We start from the raw sequence: 17814 nt of genomic DNA, 5'->3' as shown, positions 1-17814 counted from the left end.
AAATTCACTTGATCTATATCAAGTGAAGGTATAATTGAATGGGCTGCAACCCAGCGGATTTACTCAGATATTCTTGCGTACCCTGCTAAAGGTTTCGGGGCTGATCCCCAGGTAAGATGCCAGCATATTTTGTGGAAACCGCTGCAAAAACCCCGGATAGTTTTCGATCAGATCCTTTAGTTTCTCTTCAGCGGTATAATTCATGGATGCTTCTATCCGGTGTTGGGCAGCCGTGGAATGACGTTCGTCGAGAATATGTGCCATTTTAAAAAACAGAGGAGACTTTTCCTTCACTCCATTTAACTGCTCGTTCGTCGCTATTAAGAGGTCACAGTCCTCCAGCGCTTCGATATTGTATTTGGTAGGTTTTGACATTCTCAGACTTTCCCTGTCGCTCATCCACCATCCTTCAACACCAAAACGGACGACATGTTCGTTTCCCTTTTCATCAATCGCATATTGCCGCATTGCACCTTTGACAATAAATGCCATGTATCTGCATATTGTACCTTCATGCAAGAGAAATTGTCTTTTTTTCATGATCTTCGGAGCAAAGGCTTCTTCGATATGCTGAAACTCTTCATCGCTGATAACGCTCGACGTAATTGAGTTAAGGTACTGTCTGAGGAATGGGTACATAAATTAGCTATCCTAATTAACTGATATTTGTTGCGCATATTTTTCTAAAGAAGTGACTTCCTAACTCGCCTTTTACTATTTTCCCTAGAATTTGTCTTCACTCCTATTTTATTTAAAAAAAATAGATTTGGAAGTAAAACTAAAATACAAAAAAACTATTAATTGACACCTCCATTTTACGCTTTTCATGATCAAGCCTAAGGGAGCATCATCCGATGTAATCATCACCTGATTGGGTTGTGTTCCTATACCTGTGTTTTCGCTGCCCCCTCCAGATTTTCGATATGAGCTTTTGAGAAACAAAAAACTGAGCCGTTTAGAAAATAACGGCTCAGTTTGTTTACGGAAATTTGTTTTATAAAAACGTTCTAAATGGAAGTCATAGCGACGGAAGTTTAGCTGCAAAAAATATAACAATGAATAAAACCATCTTAATCACAGGAGCTTCGTCCGGAATAGGAAAAGCTTCCGCACAATTTTTTTCAGCTAAAGGCTGGAATGTTATTGCCACAATGCGTAGTCCTGAAAAGGAAACCGAACTCATTAATTCCCCTAATATTCTTGTTACTCCATTGGAAGTCACACAACAGCAATCGATCCAGGAGGCGATAGGTAAAGGCATTGAAAGGTTTGGGAAAATTGATGCATTGCTTAATAATGCAGGCTATGGGACCAGCGGAATTTTTGAGGCCATGAGCGACAAGACTATCCGGGACCAATTTGATGTGAATGTCTTTGGTGTAATGAACGTAACCCGTGCCATTTTACCGCATTTTAGGGAACAGCAAAGCGGGGTAATTGCAAATATTACTTCAGGCGTAGGAAAAATTCCCTTTCCGTTGGTATCGGTATATGTTGCGTCAAAATATGCGATAGAGGGATTTTCAGAATCATTGGCATACGAACTGGATTCCCAAAATATCAAAGTTAAAATTATCGAGCCCGGTTATACCGAGACCAACTTCCAGCAACGTGCCTTTTCAGATTCGGAACCCACAGTTAATCCTGCACATTACACTGATTTCCTTAACGAAACGAATGCCCTATTCAACAGTTTAGGCAGTGAAAATATCGCTTCGGCACAGCAGGTAGCCGAAACTATTTTTAATGCCATAACTGACGGAACACAGCAACTGCGTTACATCGCTGGCCCTGACATTGTCTCAATGATTGAGGCGCGGGACAATAAAACAGAGCAGGACTATGTGGAATTTCTACGGGGTATGTTTGCTCCCAACGGTTTTGGAAATAGAAAATAAGGGTTCGGACATCAAGATTGCTTACTACACCGTAAGCAGTCTTGTTGTTGCTATAGACCGCTCAACGGATGTCAATATCATTGTCAATTCCGCATGAATTTGCCTGCTTAAAACCAGGATCCACTAGCTACAATCAGTCTTCCGAAGCAATGTTAATAACTGAATAAAAATATTTAATTTATTCTACAACAATGTATTGTTTTAAACGTTCTATAACCATAAACAATACTTAAATTATGAGAAATTTTAAGAAAGAAGCAATTTACTTTTTTGGCTTTGTAGTGGCAGCCCTTCTCCTGTCTGCATCAATCAACTCCTGTACCAAAGACAATACGGTGCTTTATGCGGTTAATGATACAGCAGATTATCTGGAAAATCTCCGCAATTACAAAAAGAGCAATCATCAGATTATGGCCGGTTATTTTCGTACCTGGCGGGACAAGGCGACAGACCCTGCTACGAATAAGACATCCATGAAAGAACTACCGGACAGTTTGGACATTGCCTTTGTCTTTCCGGACTACACACCGCCGACCAATGTATTCTGGGATTCGTTGAAAACCTCCTATGTCCCTCATTTACGAGCTCGCGGTACCAAGGTGGTCATGACGGCAGATATTGGGGCCACATTGGATAAAAGCTTTCCCAATACGCCTGCGGGTTATGAGGCCCTCGCTACTAAAATTATAAGCGAAAAAATCACGGCCTATAATCTGGATGGTATTGATTTTGATGTCGAACGTTCACTCAATACCGAAGATCTACAACGCGCTACTGGCGTTTTTACGGCACTTTCAAAATCTCTCGGACCGAAATCCGGCACTGGAAAACTGTTGATCTACGATACCAATCAAGAGGGCAACACCCCCCTATTTACCGTAGTCCATGCTTTAGTGGATTATGTATTGGTGCAGTCTTATGGGCGTTCGGTAAGCGGTTTGCAAAACACCTTCAATTCGTATGCGGGCAAAATCCTTCCCAATCAGTATCTGATCGGTTTTTCTTTTTATGAAGAAAATGGCGCAAATTGGGGTGATGTCACCTCGCCGTTGGCAAATAGTAGAGCATATAAGTACAGCAACTGGAACCCCACGCAAGGGAAAAAAGCAGGTGTATTTAGTTATGCGATAGATCGCGATGGTGTTCCTTACGGACAAAATCAGATCGTGCCGACCAATTATCCCGTTACCAGACAGTTGATTTCATTGGTCAATCCATAAAAGTTAGATGCTGTTGCGAGAGCGTGATTCTATTACAAAAGAAGCATTTTGTCGATCGACAAAATGCTTCTTTTTCGTTTATTGATTTTCGTAAACATCTGTTTGCGAGAAACTAGGGTCAACAAATACACCGTAGCGTATGTACCATAGGTTGTGAATTACTCCGCACGCAGTCGCTCCACAGGATTTGTCCGTGCTGCCCGATAAATCCTTGTTCCGATAATTAAACAGCAACATAGCACTAGGATCAGCAATGTGCCGATATAAGGTTCGGGACCTGCCGGCGAGTGATAATGATAGATCACCTGAAAAATGAATTTGCTGGTAAACAGATAGCCCAGCGCTGAACCCACAACAAATGCGATCAGGAGAATGCGGATAAACTCTTTACTGATCAACTGGATGATCTGTGTTATCGAGGCCCCAAGGACCTTACGGATCCCGATTTCCCGGTTTCTTTTATCTATATTCAATGAAATTTGCGCAAATAGTCCGGAGGCTGACAAGAGTAAAGTGACCACTGCCAGAAAGAATGCGATGGATTTAAACGCGTCGGTCATTCGGATTTCTTTCTCAATCACATCCGACTGTAAGTATGCACGGTAAGGCACATTGGGCATTAATCGGTTCCACGTTGACTGTAGGTATTTATTTACCGTCACAAGCTTATCCTGATCTGTACGGATAACCAAGGACTTATAATTATCGGGGGGCGCCAGACGTAGTACACAGGGCGGTACAAGTTCATGCAGACCGTATTCTTTATAATCATTGACCACACCCACAATGGTGTAACGGACACTATCCAGTGTTACTTGCTGACCGATGGCCGGTTTTAGCTGCAAGCGCTGCACAAAAGTTTCGTTGACAATAATGGACTGGTCCGCATCCGTTCCGGTTTTGAAAAAATGTCGGCCCTGTAACAGGCGAACGCCCATCGTGTTGAGGTAATCTTCGCCTCCAACGCGTGCAACCTGCGTCTGTATGTTATCTTTTCCCACCAGGGCGGTTTGTGTGTAGGAACTTTCGCCGATCTGCTCCGTTGTGCCGGCCAGGTCTCTGATCATCGGATTCTGTCGGATCGCGGAGCTGAATAAGGTATACTCTTGGGGAGTATTAATGCTGACAACTGCGACCTCATTGATCGCATAGCCAAAATCAACCTTTTGCTGGAATCTTGCATTTTTGGCCATCACAATACCAACGACCAGCGCAAAACAGGATAAGCTAAACTGTGCGATAAGCAAAAAGCGTGTAAAGCGGCTCGATGCACCTAAGGCAGTTTTACCTTTCAGGATCGACACTGGCTGGAATGATGTAATATACAGCGCAGGATATAAGCCCGAAAGGATTGCACAGACAGCCGGTACGCAGATCAGAAATAACCAAAAACCAAAATCAGCGCCGTAATCTGGAGAAAGATCAAGACCAGTAAGCTGGTTGACCGTCGGTAACAATAACTGAACAAAAAGTAAGGCCAACACTGCCGCCGAGAGGCACAGGATCATATTCTCGGTCAGAAATTGCCAGACCAGCTGCCTTCTGACACCACCGATTACTTTACGGATACCGATCTCCTTCAGCCTGCTGCTGGCAAAAGCAATGGAAACATTGGTAAAGTTGAAACAGGTAATCAGCAGTATCAACAGTGACATTACTGCGGGAACAATCACCAGTACACCGCGCGGATTTGTGTTCAGCTGGCTTCCGTGGATGTATCCGGGCATATCAATATCCGAGCTGGTTGCCAGTTCGGAAAAAGGCTGTAGGGTAAAACCCGAAATACGTTGATCCTGATGATGCTGGTTGTTAAGTGCAATGTAGCGGTTCAGGTCAGCAACGACCGAAGTGGCACTTTGACCATTGGACAATTCAACGAATGTCGTGATAGCATTTGGGCGCGTCCAGTCGTCTGCGGCAGGAAGACCGTACCTACCCCCATTGTCAAAGGCGGTAATGAGATCAAACTGAATGCTCGAGTTGGCCGGAATCTGCTCCGTCACAGCAGTAATTGTATAGACATTGAGCGTACCGTCCGCACCGATCAGTGTCACCGACTGCCCTACAGCAATCTGTTTTGGAAAATATTTATCAGCAAGTGCCGCACTTATGATCAATTGATTAGGCTGGTCAAAACCGGATAGATTTCCATCCCGCAAAGGAAAATTAAATAGGTCAAAAAGAGCTCTATCCGTAAAATGAATATGTTCGTCAAAAGTGTGCTCCCCAATTTTGACCACGACAGATGTGTTACTGAGCCGCGCAGTCCGTCCTGCGCCGTCTTTTTCTTTTAGCATGGCATCGGCAACCGGAGCTGGTACAGTAGCCCATGGCTGTTTGTCCCCTTCCACCATACGGATGCTGTTGAGCCGGAAAACAGGCTTCTCGCTTTTTTGGGTTTTGTCAAAGTTTGTCCTATAGTTGTAATTTAGATAGGATAATATACAGCAGGCAATGGCGAACCCCAAACCTAACATATTAAGCGTCACATAGACTTTGTTGTGCCAGAGTATTCGGATGGCAATCTTCAGGTAATTGGAGAACATACGATCATTTTAGTTACTGCTTGCCAAATACCATACCAGTAGCTAGCTAATCTCAATTTATGCCGCCTTTGGTCAATTATGGACTATTTTAGCTTTTTTATGGAAAGGCCATTGTACGCATACGGACAGTTTACCAAAAACACTGTTCAAATACGTACACTGCCCGAAGCCATTGCGGCCTATTCGTGCATCAGGAAAAAAGAAAAGCAAAACTTTTATGCCAGCTTTCTTGTCCTATTGCAAAGTAAGAATAAACTTTGAGTGTTGCAGATACCATACCTTTCAATCCGATCAATCCCTATTCAAGCCCATCCTTCTTAACAGCGTACTTAATTTAAAGAGAAGCAATGAATTTAAAACGTATTTTTGGGGCTGTCCTGACCATCTTAGGTATTACAGGGCTAGGTTATGTCGGGTATGAAATCATACAAAAAAATAGTGATTATACCACATTGATTGTGATTGGTGTACTTGGGCTGCTGTTTTTCTATTCAGGGATCAGCCTGGTCCGGAATACCAAGGACGAGGCCTAATTTCATTTTTAGTATATATGGTATGAAAAAGATTGAGTTTGATAATTCACATATTTATCCCGGTTCCATTGCGAAGCTATCGTTCAAAGTATCCTCAAATAGTGCGTTTTTGGAAGTTGATGTGGAATTTATCGACGGCTCCCGCACTGTTGCCGATCTCCAGGTGCTTCCCAAAAAGGAAATGATCCTTATTGTCGCCCCGTATACCACTGCCGCAGGAACAAAAATCGGTAAAAAAGGCTGGCGCCTCAGCCTAGTGGAAGAGATGATCTGGAGGGTGACCGAGAAACAGCTCGATATCAAATAAAAAAAGCGAGCAAAAGCCCAGCCTAATCATCCAGTCTTTGTACCCGCTCGAAATCCATACATGCAAGTATGCCAGCAAGTGCTGTTTAGCATCCGGCTAGCTTACATGCTCAGGCAAATACGCCTCCATCTTGAGCCTTGCCAATAGATAACTTATGGTCGATTCTGCCCCCTGATTAATATTTACTGTACGCTCTTCCAAACCATCAAAACAACCACCGGTCACCGGATTATAAACGATCTGCTGGATATGATTGCGTCCCAGGAACCATTCAAACGCTGTTCGTATGGTATTTCGATAATGCTCATCTTTTGTATGTCTGTAAAACCTGTCCAGCGCAATAATGGTGTAGGCCACATCAATGGGCTGCTCTCCACCTTTGGCTTCAGATCGCGGCTGATCGCGTTGGGCCCAGCCTTTGTTCGAGATTACATGGATCTCGTCATCTACAATAATTCTACTCAACAAAAAATCGAAGGACTGGTAAGCAATATCGCGATATCTCGTATCAGCAGTTGTCTCATAAGCGGCCAACAATGCTTCCGGAATCACGCTATTGCCATAGGTCATGTAGGATTCGTACCATTGCCAATCGCCGGTACTTTCATGCGTAAACATCGCGACCAGCCGGTCAGCAAGTATAGTTACGATAGTTTGATAATTTTTGCCTTTCATAAAACTTAACCCCTTTATTGTAAAGGCCATAGACCGAGTTGAATAATAAACCAATGCATGTGCGGAAGCACGTTCCAAAAGTTCAATCGCAGGCTTGACTATCCGCTCCGGTAAAAGATGGGCTAAACCCACTACTTCGCCCAAAGCCCATACCGCGCGCCCGTTGGCATCCTCCAGATTCTCCTGCTCGTTTTGTCTGGTAAAATGACCGTCACTGTCTACGTAATTCAAAAATGTACCATCCTCCTGCATACAGTAGCCGATAAAATCAAGGTATTTTTTGATCAGGCCAAGGTCTTCCTGAGATTCATATAACTTATAGTGATGTAACATTGCGATAAGTGCCCGGGCATTATCGTCTAGCGCATAACCACTGTTCAGGTCGGGCATACTGATGTCTGCAAATTGGACAAACGCTCGCTCCGCTGACATCCGAAACATGTGGTCTAGATTGAGCGGCGGAACCGAATACAACATGTCCCTTTTTTCGTCAACAAGGAGTTCAAATAGATTGACATGAGCAATAGCTACGTTTTGCCAGGAGGTTTTTACCATTTTTTGAAGATTCACATGGCGGATTTTCTCCAGCCTCGGTGTATCGTCTAGAATTTGATTCACAGCCTCGGCCAGTTGGTCCGATGCTTCAAAATCGATCATCGTTCCCATGTCTGCTTTCAAAACTTCCCTGACATGGGGAATCGGTGTCGAAACAATGGGACAGCCCGAACTCAATGCATAAGAAAAGGTTCCACTGACCGCCTGAAAGGGATCCTTTGACGTAAACAGATAAACCTCCGTGATCGACAGGTAGGCCAACAGCGACTCGATCGAAAGAAATTCATTGACAAACCTGACGTGATCCGAAAGTTCATACCGCTCAATTATTTCTTCCAGTAGATTTCTATACGCCTCCCCTTCCTGTTGCAACAAGGTGGGGTGTGTCTGTCCCAGAATAAGAAATAGTACATCAGGATTTTGTCTGATAATAGCCGGAAGTGCATATAGTGTTGTTTCGATGCTCTTGCTTGGACCCAAAAGGCCAAAAGTGCTTAGGACTTTTTTGCCCAATAGATTAAACTGCTCCAGTGTTTCTTGCTTATTTTTTGCCGGAGCCAGATGCGTCCCATGGGCGATCACTGTGATTTTATCTGCAGCGATGCCATAGCTGCTCATAAGGATATCAGCAGAATTTTGAGTCATGACGATGATCTGTGAACAGTACGCCGCAATAGCTGTTACCTGCTCCAGCATACTGCCATCTGGCGACGGCAATACCGTATGAAAAGTAATAATGATGGTGATCTTTGCCGCATTCAGTTTGGAAAGGAAAGAACTGAATTTCGCTTCCTGGCCAATGAATAGACCGAATTCATGCTCAATACAGACCAGATCAATATTCTTTTGGAGTTGAATGTTTTCAAATAGCGTATCAAATGCATGCGGATCTGCAATCTGCAATAGACCTACAGGCGCTTGGTCATAATTCGTAAGTCCCTGAGGTGCTACGATTGGTATGGGAATGAGCTCGTATGAATCTTGAAATTTACTTGAAATGGCCTTCATCAAATCTGTCGTGTAGGTGGCAATACCGCAGGCGCGAGGGGGAAAAGTTGACAGGAATGCAATTCCTCTTTTCGTTGTTGAAATCATTGTTGATTGTTTATGTGAAGTCCTTGCATACGATCGTCTTGTATCTTGAACAAGGGTGCTGCACGTAGGGAGGTTCTATAAATGTACGCAATTAAAACCGGATGGATAGTATAATCAAACAAAAGGTTTCGGTTTATTACACCAGTTGACGGTGGTGAAGATATTTTCGTACATATTACCGGTCTTATCAATGAAGTACGAGAAAACGACAGCGTAACATTTGATTTAGAAAACGGAAGAAAAGACATTAACGCAACCAATGTACCTGCCGCATAATTAAGTAAAACAGTCAATCTGGGAGTTGCATCGCGCATCTTCTAAATGACGTGTAGCAGATTTCTGCTACACGTTTTTTTATTTAACCATGGCTACGCATCGCTTTTATGGCCAGCGCGGCTGCCATTCCACCGATGACGTACCAGGCGACGGTCATTACTTTTGTCCGTTCGGTCTTTTTTATCGGCTTGACATCGAGTCCGGCCTGCTCCGGAATGGTCAATGTAGCCAGGCCCACGACTGTCCCGAGTAGCGCTCCCCTTAGAAGGATATGTTTATCACCGCCATAGCCAATTATGGTGTATAACATCGCGTTTGATGCAACATCTGCACCAAAGGTAGCAGCGACCAGCGCATTTCCCTTTGGCGGTGTAAATCCAGCAGCTTTAACCGTCTTTTTCATCGCTTCCTCGCCTACTTCATCAATTGCCGGCGCTTCGGTATCAAATCTTTTTGCAACACTGTGGATCACATTGAGGACTACTGCTCCGATTAGTCCACCCAGCATATTTTTGTTAAATACATTCATTTTATCTTATGTTAGTTTCTCGCTCCTCTGCACATTTGGAGGCAGATTACTTTGAGAACATCGGGCAATACAAAAAAGTTCATATTTTAGGACACTGTACAGAAAACGGGCATTGAAGAACAGGCTCCGGGCATTGTATCCCCTTTTCCAGGTAGGTGGCAACAAAATAATGACGACCGATAACAGTATATGGCACCAATTCAATCCACAGGAAAAACCGGTTGCTATTTGTGAAAAAAATTAGCGCTGCAATACCTGATAATTTTATACTTTTGTGTGTCTTCCAACAATAATCTAATTTTAGTCAGGAACAAGCATTATGCAATTTAACTTCACCTTTGACTCCAGTCCTTTTAAGACCCTGATCGCCTTTCATAAGATTATAAAATCTTTTGAGGAAACGGCATTGTCCGAAGTTGAATTTCAGGCTAGGTATGCAAAATCTTTGCTAGAGGAATTAAAAAAATATCCAGCGCTTATCGAGGGGATAGAAAAAGCCGAGGATTTACGCCAATATGAACCTATTATCAAAGTTCTTTTGGCGGACCTCTTCCCAAGGTCACTGACCAGGAATGAGATCAAGGCCATTACGATCCCCTTCTATCTCTACACCTTTAATCATACCGAACGCCTGGACAATATCCTCCATGATGCCGGCGATCATTATGATTTTAGCTACCGCGATCTCTCTTCAGATACTTATTATATCCTGAATTGTTGTATGATCATCAGTCAGTACTATGGCGTTAAAGTGGATGCCATGGATATGCCGATATTTCTGGATATTCCGGATAAAAATAACATCATGCATCATTACCGGGTGCTGTTCAATGCCGATTTTATGGATATTATTCCTACAGATCGCGCGGTAGAACTTTCTGAGGAAGACATTATTGAGCTGATTGACAATTTTTCAGATATCGCCCTGTGGAAGTCTAAATTTCCTGAACAAAGCTGGATCCTGAAAGGCTTTTCCATTATGACCCTCTTTGATGCTACAACCGAGAACGCTGTATCCAGCTTCAAGAGTAACTTGCTGCGTGAAGATCCCAAGGTTCAGCTGGATGAAATTCAGGAGATTTTCAGATCCATCTACAGAATAGACGACCTGCGGATCGGACTGACCTCATTTGAAAAAATCAAGGAAGACTTTAATCTGAAAATCGTCGAAAAACAGTTGTATAGCCACCTGCTATACGATTCAACGATAGCCGAATGTGAGGAAATGCTCTGTAACGAAACCTTAGAAAGCATGCTTAAAAAGCAGGAGCTATTGGTTGTTCCGGACATTGATCAGTTGCCCACGATAGACCCCAAAAAAGCGTTTTTTATCAACAAACTCAAACAGCAACAGGTGAAGAGCTTTATCTTTGCCCCTTTGATCCAGGAAGATAAAGTGCTCGGCATATTGGAGATGTCCTCTTCCAAAGTCCGTGCACTGAATTCGGTCAATGCCAACAAACTCCACTTTATCTTACCTTTTATCAAGGATAAAGTATCCAAAGCATTTTCTGAAACGGAGAACCAGATTGAAGCGATCATCCAAAAAGAATATACGTCTATCCATCCCAGTGTCAAATGGCGCTTTCAGGAAGAGGCCATCCACTACCTGAATGACAGGGCCTTCGGCAAGGATTATACCCTACAGGAAATTGTTTTTGAACATGTGTATCCACTCTATGGCCAGATTGACGTGCAGGGCTCTTCGGAATCCCGTAATCAGGCCATCAAGGAGGATCTGATCCACCAGGCGAGCAATCTGATCACGCTGTTCACCGCCATCAATCAAGAACACAAATTACCGCTGTTTGAACAGAAAATCTTCGATCTGGAGCGAAATCTGGAAACGCTCGATCATTCCCTGTCAACCGATACCGAACAAGTTATCCTGGATCATTTTAACCTGGATGTGCATCCCATTCTCGACAACTTCCGCAAAAACAATAAAAACAGCGACATCGTTAAGGCGATTGATAGCTATTTTGACCGCATAAACATCGCCATAGGTGGATTTTATGAGGCGCGGCAGGATTACGACAACTCGATTACGCTGATCAATAAAAAGTTGGTGACTATCCTTGATGAAAAGCAGGTCGAAGCACAGGAATATTTTCCGCATTATTACGAGCGCTATAAGACCGACGGCATTGAGCATAACCTTTATATCGGTGCTTCCATCGCACCGGACAAAAATTTTGAGCTCTATTACCTCAAAAATTTACGATTATGGCAATTGCAGGTCATGTGTGAGATGGAGAGTCAGTTTAGGATACTTCAACCCGAACTCCCTCACCAGCTGGAGGTGACCTCCCTGATTCTGGTCTTTGCCACACCGATTTCCATCCGTTTCAAAATGGATGAAAAGCAGTTTGATATCGATGGTTCCTACAATGTACGTTATGAAATCGCAAAAAAACGGATTGACAAAGCGAAGATCAAAGGGTCGACAGAGCGTATTACTCAAAAAGGCAAGCTGGTCATTGTCTATTCCCATGTGCATGAAGAAACGGAATACTTAGGTTATATCAATCTCCTACAGCACAAAGGTTTATTAAACGATGATATCGAAAAATTTGAGGTCGAGGATCTGCAGGGGCTGATCGGTCTTAAAGCCATCCGCGTTGGATTTAGGTAGGAAAAAGAAGATACTTTCAGGAAAAATGGAAACATCGGATAAGGACAGGGAATTATTATTAGCCATTTCAGCAGGAGACGAAAAAGCATTTGGTCATTTATATAAAAACTACTATGCTAAGCTAATCACTTTCCTGAAGAAGTTTACCTATGAAGATCCTTCCAAAGCAGATGACATCCTGCAAGAAGCTTTTCTTCGCGTATGGTTATACCGGGACCGTATTCTTGAAATTGATAACTTTCAGGCCTGGCTTTATAAAGTCGTCAGCACGGAGAGCTTAACGTACCTGCGCAAAGAAGTCCATGCCAAAAACAAGGTCGCCCGACTTAAGCTGCAATACGATCAGGCGCTCCTCGCCAATATTGATTTGCCGCGCGCGATGGAATTTGATGAAATCAAAAAAATTGTCTATCAGACCGTTGCCAACATGCCCGATCAGCGCCGAAAAATATATCTGCTCAGCCGCGAGGAGCATCTCAATTCCAAAGAAATCGCCAGCCAGCTCGCTATTTCGACCAATACCGTTCATAACACAATCAGTACCGCCCTTAAGCAAATCCGACAAGCTCTTTCGGATCAAGGGTATCCCGTTTCCCTCGGAATCCTGGTGTTGTTAAAAATTTTTAAAAAAAAAATACTACCTCCCAATAGTAGTTCGTTCAGAAACTACATTCCTATTATCAAAGGGAAATAAGATTGCTTTTTCTTATAAACGTTATTAAACCGATATCATGCACCTAAACCGGATAGATTATCTACTGGAACGCTATTACCTGCAACAATTGACCGAAGCAGAGTGGCCTGAACTGCAGCATCTCCTGTTACAGGATGATCCGGAGACACTCGAACAGGCATTTATCCGACTGATGCACAAATACGACAGCGATCAGGAAACATCAGTTACATTGGAGGACGCGCAAATTGAGCGCATTTTAGCCATCGATAAAGTTTCCGGTACCGAAATAATGGTAGATCGTACGATGCAACGCAAGTCAGCTCTTTTTCAGCTCAGGCTTCGTATTGTTGCGGCCGTGGCCTGTATCTTGATTGTTTGCGGTATCTACTGGTATCAGAGCCAATCTGCAAAACCGTCGTTTCAACAAACCTTTACTGCCGACTTTCAGCCCGGACATGATGGCGGGATGCTCAGTATGCCTAATGGGAAAATAATCCAGCTCGACAACAGCAGCAATAAGCGTTTGCTGTCCGTCAGTGCCGGTGTTTCCTTACAATATGATAGCACACAGGCTGTTTATTCCCTGAGCCAACCCGGCGCCCTAACGCAAAATATCTATCATACAATTGAAACCCCCAATGGAAGACGCTATCACCTTACGCTCAGTGACGGTACACAGATCTGGTTGAATGCGGGCAGCAGATTACGTTTTCCGATTGCATTTGATGGTTCTCTACGCGAAGTGTTCCTGACAGGTGAAGCTTATTTTGAAGTCAGCAAAAATCCGCACCGCCCCTTTCTGGTCAACATTCATAACAGCGACACCAAAATTGAAGTACTGGGAACGCATTTTAATGTTTCCTCCTATCCCGAAGACCATGGTTTTATTACAACGCTACTGGAAGGTAAAGTACGCATTTTCAGCAGACAGGCGGAGCTGATTTTACGGCCTGGTGATCGTGCCATTAGCCATGCAGATGGATCGATACAACTAAAAAATATGGCGATAAACAACATAGATGCGGACTGGAAAGATAATTATTTCAGCTTTTCAGATGACAACATTGAAACTGTTATGCTGGAACTGGCGCGATGGTATGATATCCGGGTAGAATATGAAGGACCAAAATCAACAGCCACATTTTCAGGTAAAATAGGCAAAAAGCTCAGCTTTGCGCAGGTCATGGAAATCATCGGTGGAACCGATATTAAATACAGTTTAGATACAGCCGCCACGAACCGCAAAGTCGTCATAAAAACAAATTATTAAGCCTACAGCAATAAAAAATACCGTTTTCCTCCGGGGAAACAACGCGTGAATTATAAAACTAAATTTAAAACCAATTTTAAGTATGAGACACTTTACTCCAATTAAGTGCCCTTTCAGATGTGCAGATATGCATTTTTGGAAGCGAAAAGCATCCTTGATGCTCACCTTTAAATGTAGCGTTGTAATGGCCGGAATGAGCCTACAGTCGATTGACACCCTCGCATTTTCACAATCGGCAACCCACAGCAATCAGCGTATTCTACTGTCTACAGCGCTCAAAAAAGTAGAAAACAAAACCGGGCTTGTATTTTTCTATAAATCGGCGGATATCAAGGATATCTGGGTTGCGGATCCCATCCTGATCAACAAGACCAATCAAACGGTGCTGGAAGAACTTTTCAGTATGATACCTTTCCAGTATACGCTAAAGGGTAACACCGTCGCCATCAACAAAATTCATCGATTGAATCCGATATCAGGAATTGTCAAAGATGCCAAAGGTGATCCTATTGCCGGTGCCAGCATAACGGTCAAAGGTACCGCCAAAGAACCTCAACCGGACCTGACGGCAGATTCAGTTTAGAAGTATCCGAAGGAGAAATCATTGTGGTTCGCGCTGTTGGATATGAAATCCTGGAGGTTCCTGTCGCTGACCCGGCACGACTAAAAAATATTGTATTAAAACAGCAGACGCAGCTGCTGGACGAAATGGTGGTTGTAGGCTATGGTACCCAGAAAAAAGCCGTTGTATCCGGTGCGATAGCGACAGTAAAAGGCGAAGAACTGGCCAAATCTTCTTCCATCAACCTTTCCAATTCTTTTGCTGGCCGTTTGCCCGGAGTAACAGCGATGCAAAATAGTGGAGAACCCGGCGGTGACGGCTCTACGATCCGTATCCGCGGTATAAACTCCTTATCCGGCGGTAATAGCAGTCCGCTGATAGTCATTGATGGTGTGCCTTCAAGAGCAGGCGGTATCGACCGGCTCAATCCAAACGATATTGAGAGTGTCTCCGTCCTGAAAGATGCTTCTGCGGCAATCTATGGCTCACGTGCCGGTAACGGGGTAATTTTGATCACAACAAAACAAGGTAAACCAGGCAAGCCGCAGTTTACCTACGATTTTACCTATGGTATCCAGCGGCCGACACGCATACCCAAAATGGCTAATTCGGCACAGTATACGGATATTATTAACGAAGTAACGAAAGTATACCCCGAAGATCCATCCCAATGGTCAGCGATATGGCAAGCACTCAATACAGGATCAGGTGTATATAACGGCCCTTCAAAAACAATCACAGCTACATACAGTCCCGCAGATCGGCAAAAGTATATGGATGGTTCTGATCCCCTTCGTTATCCGAATACCGACTGGTTTGGTGCGACGCTAAAAAATTGGGCACCACAGCAACGCCATAATGTACAGATCACCGGCGGTAACGAAAATTCGAAGTACCTCGTTTCGCTGGGGTATTTAAATCAAGATGCCATTTATAAAAATTCGGCGACTTATTACAAACAGTATGATCTTCGGACAAACCTTGAATTTAAGTTGAATGATTACATCACCGCACGGTTAGCAATCACCGGCCGGGAAGAGTCCCGAAATTTTCCCACCCGCAGTGCGGCAACAATTTTTGGTTATTTAATGCGTGGATTGCCCACATATATCGCTACATGGCCCAATGGCTTACCCGGTCCGGATCTGGAACAGGGAGCCAATCCTGTTGTTATTACCACGGGTGATACCGGATATGACCGCAATACGAGAGATTATTTGCAAAATACAGGTGCCATTGATATCAGAATACCCGGAGTTAAAGGGTTGAAATTAACGGGAACTGCCTCCATAGACAAGTATTGGGGACGTAGTAAACGATGGGAAACGCCCTGGACGCTCTACGATTGGGACAAAAAAACTTTTGAATCAGATGGTTTAACACCTAAGCTAAAACCCTATATACCTTCTGGCATAGAACCCAAAGCGCAGCTCCGGGAAGCGCAGGAAGATCAGCTTGCGATCAACCTTTCGGCCCTACTCTCCTACGATACCACGTTAAAGGGAGGTCATAATCTCTCGGCCATTGCAGGATTAACACATGAGAAAGTAACTAACAATGGCTTTTATGCTAATCGCATGGACTTTGCCTCCACACAGATCGAACAGCTGAATTTTGGTGACCGTGAACGACAAACGATGGGAAATGAGAATGTATACGATCGGGCACGCCTGAGCTACTATGGCCGGTTTAATTACAACTATAATGAAAAGTATCTTGTTGAATTTAACTGGCGGATCGATGGATCCTATGTCTTTCCTCAAGATAAGCGATTTGGCTTCTTTCCGGGTGTTTCTGCCGGTTGGCGTATTTCCGAAGAGAATTTTTTCAAAAACAACATCAGCTTTGTCAACAACCTAAAACTACGGGGTTCTTGGGGACAAATGGGCGCCGAAGCTTATTATGGCGGTAGCCTTCAGGAGTATAAATACCTGTCGTTAATGAATACCGGCTCTGGTGTATTCAACGACAAAGTATTTCAAACCTTATATGAAAGTGATATTCCAAATTATCAGTTTACATGGGAAGTTGCCAATAACAGCAATATTGGTTTAGATGCCGCATTTCTCAACAATAGATTATACCTGGAGCTCGATTATTTCTATAACAAACGGACCAAAGTACTGACCAAAAATCCCGGTGTTATCCCGCAAAGTTCGGGTATTGCAGACAACTTACCTATCGCCAATCTTGGAAACCTAACCAATAAGGGATATGAATTTAAGTTTACTTATAGCGATCGTGCTGGTGATCTGAGTTATAATATCGGCGTTAATGGCGGTTACGCTAAAAATAATGTGCAATATTCTAGCGACCCGCTCAATACATTATCTTATCAGCAGCAGGTAGGGAAAGTTACGGATTCCTGGCTCGTATACTTATACGACGGTGTGTTCAAAGACCAGGCGGCGATCGACGCGAACAACATTGATTATAGCGGCGTAGGACTAAATGGCGCATTGCGGCCCGGTGATATGAAATTTGTCGATTACAATGGCGACGGCAAGATCACCAGCGATGATAGGGTCCGCTTAGATAAGAATGGTAGCCCGACATTCACTGGAGGCTTCAATATCGGAGCACAGTACAAGGGGTTCGACATCAGTATTTTACTGCAGGGCGCCACAGGTGGGATGAGAAAAACCGGAGTAACCGTATCAGGTTTAATTGGGAACTATTTAGAGTGGTCGTACGACAACCGATGGAGCATTGATAATCCGAGTGATAAGGACCCTCGGTTAACGAACCGAAATGACCGCTATTACATGAATGACAATACCTACTGGATTCGCAGTAATCAATATCTTCGATTGAAGAATGTCGAACTTGGCTACAGCTTTCCGCTTGACTGGTGTAAGCGTGTTGGCATGAATTCCATCCGTCTGTACGCCAATGGCATCAATTTGCTCACATGGGATAAAATTAACATTTGGGATCCCGAATCCGATAACAGTGACGGCATTTTCTATCCCCAATCAAAAATTATCAATTTCGGAGTAAAAGTTGGCTTATAATTCTTATTTAAACCCTTAAAATC

General features: G+C 43.6%; 14 protein-coding genes. 10 read left to right on the top strand and 4 right to left on the bottom strand.

What is annotated here, in order from left to right; genetic code table 11:
• Positions 1 to 63 precede the first annotated feature (63 nt).
• On the bottom strand, positions 64 to 639 hold the full coding sequence (locus HMAT_RS05560; RefSeq protein ID WP_104381783.1) for a Crp/Fnr family transcriptional regulator: 576 nt from the start codon (positions 637 to 639) through the stop codon (positions 64 to 66).
• A 416-nt stretch (positions 640 to 1055) separates the two neighbouring features.
• Between HMAT_RS05560 and HMAT_RS05550 the strand changes: the two genes are divergently transcribed.
• Positions 1056 to 1898 carry an SDR family oxidoreductase gene (locus tag HMAT_RS05550; protein WP_104381781.1) on the top strand — a complete coding sequence of 281 codons (843 nt, stop codon included), beginning with the start codon at positions 1056 to 1058 and terminating at the stop codon, positions 1896 to 1898.
• 236 nt (positions 1899 to 2134) lie between these two features.
• On the top strand, positions 2135 to 3118 hold the full coding sequence (locus HMAT_RS05545; RefSeq protein ID WP_104381780.1) for a glycoside hydrolase family 18: 984 nt from the start codon (positions 2135 to 2137) through the stop codon (positions 3116 to 3118).
• Positions 3119 to 3276: 158 nt separating this feature from the next.
• On the opposite strand, the gene HMAT_RS05540 is transcribed toward HMAT_RS05545, so the two are convergent.
• Positions 3277 to 5664 carry an ABC transporter permease gene (locus tag HMAT_RS05540; protein WP_104381779.1) on the bottom strand — a complete coding sequence of 796 codons (2388 nt, stop codon included), beginning with the start codon at positions 5662 to 5664 and terminating at the stop codon, positions 3277 to 3279.
• 347 nt (positions 5665 to 6011) lie between these two features.
• On the opposite strand from HMAT_RS05540, the gene HMAT_RS05530 reads away from it, so the two are divergent.
• Complete coding sequence (locus tag HMAT_RS05530; protein WP_104381777.1) at positions 6012 to 6197, top strand: hypothetical protein; 186 nt, start codon at positions 6012 to 6014, stop codon at positions 6195 to 6197.
• A 22-nt stretch (positions 6198 to 6219) separates the two neighbouring features.
• Positions 6220 to 6504, top strand: a complete 285-nt coding sequence (locus HMAT_RS05525) for a hypothetical protein (RefSeq protein WP_104381776.1) — start codon at positions 6220 to 6222, stop codon at positions 6502 to 6504.
• A 96-nt stretch (positions 6505 to 6600) separates the two neighbouring features.
• Here the strand turns inward: HMAT_RS05525 and HMAT_RS05520 are convergent, their stop codons facing one another.
• Entirely contained in the window at positions 6601 to 8829 is a 2229-nt protein-coding gene (locus HMAT_RS05520; protein WP_104381775.1) for a glycosyltransferase, read from the bottom strand.
• Positions 8830 to 8964: 135 nt separating this feature from the next.
• On the opposite strand from HMAT_RS05520, the gene HMAT_RS05515 reads away from it, so the two are divergent.
• Positions 8965 to 9105, top strand: coding sequence for a cold shock domain-containing protein (locus HMAT_RS05515; RefSeq protein ID WP_104383309.1), 141 nt, complete (start codon positions 8965 to 8967; stop codon positions 9103 to 9105).
• Positions 9106 to 9187: 82 nt separating this feature from the next.
• On the opposite strand, the gene HMAT_RS05510 is transcribed toward HMAT_RS05515, so the two are convergent.
• Positions 9188 to 9634 (bottom strand): hypothetical protein, encoded by a 447-nt coding sequence (locus HMAT_RS05510; protein ID WP_104381774.1) that lies wholly within the window; start codon positions 9632 to 9634, stop codon positions 9188 to 9190.
• Positions 9635 to 9953: 319 nt separating this feature from the next.
• On the opposite strand from HMAT_RS05510, the gene HMAT_RS05505 reads away from it, so the two are divergent.
• The 5 genes from HMAT_RS05505 (at position 9954) to HMAT_RS05490 (ending at position 17791) form a co-directional block, all read left to right on the top strand.
• A complete protein-coding gene (locus HMAT_RS05505; protein ID WP_104381773.1) occupies positions 9954 to 12269 on the top strand; it encodes a GAF domain-containing protein in 2316 nt (771 codons plus the stop codon).
• Positions 12270 to 12294: 25 nt separating this feature from the next.
• Positions 12295 to 12963: an RNA polymerase sigma-70 factor gene (locus tag HMAT_RS05500; RefSeq protein WP_104381772.1), complete on the top strand. Its 669-nt coding sequence runs from the start codon at positions 12295 to 12297 to the stop codon at positions 12961 to 12963.
• A gap of 37 nt (positions 12964 to 13000) precedes the next feature.
• Positions 13001 to 14215 (top strand): FecR family protein, encoded by a 1215-nt coding sequence (locus HMAT_RS05495; RefSeq protein ID WP_104381771.1) that lies wholly within the window; start codon positions 13001 to 13003, stop codon positions 14213 to 14215.
• A 127-nt stretch (positions 14216 to 14342) separates the two neighbouring features.
• Positions 14343 to 14798: a carboxypeptidase-like regulatory domain-containing protein gene (locus HMAT_RS27215; RefSeq protein ID WP_233789120.1), complete on the top strand. Its 456-nt coding sequence runs from the start codon at positions 14343 to 14345 to the stop codon at positions 14796 to 14798.
• Positions 14799 to 14821: 23 nt separating this feature from the next.
• Positions 14822 to 17791, top strand: a complete 2970-nt coding sequence (locus HMAT_RS05490) for a TonB-dependent receptor (RefSeq protein ID WP_233789119.1) — start codon at positions 14822 to 14824, stop codon at positions 17789 to 17791.
• The last annotated feature ends 23 nt before the right edge of the window (positions 17792 to 17814 follow it).

Origin of the sequence: Sphingobacterium sp. HMA12, assembly GCF_002933815.1 — a bacterium.
Taxonomy (GTDB): Bacteria; Bacteroidota; Bacteroidia; order Sphingobacteriales; family Sphingobacteriaceae; genus Sphingobacterium.
The sequence above is the reverse complement of the archived record's forward strand: the minus strand, read 5'-3'. Positions and strand labels throughout refer to the sequence as shown.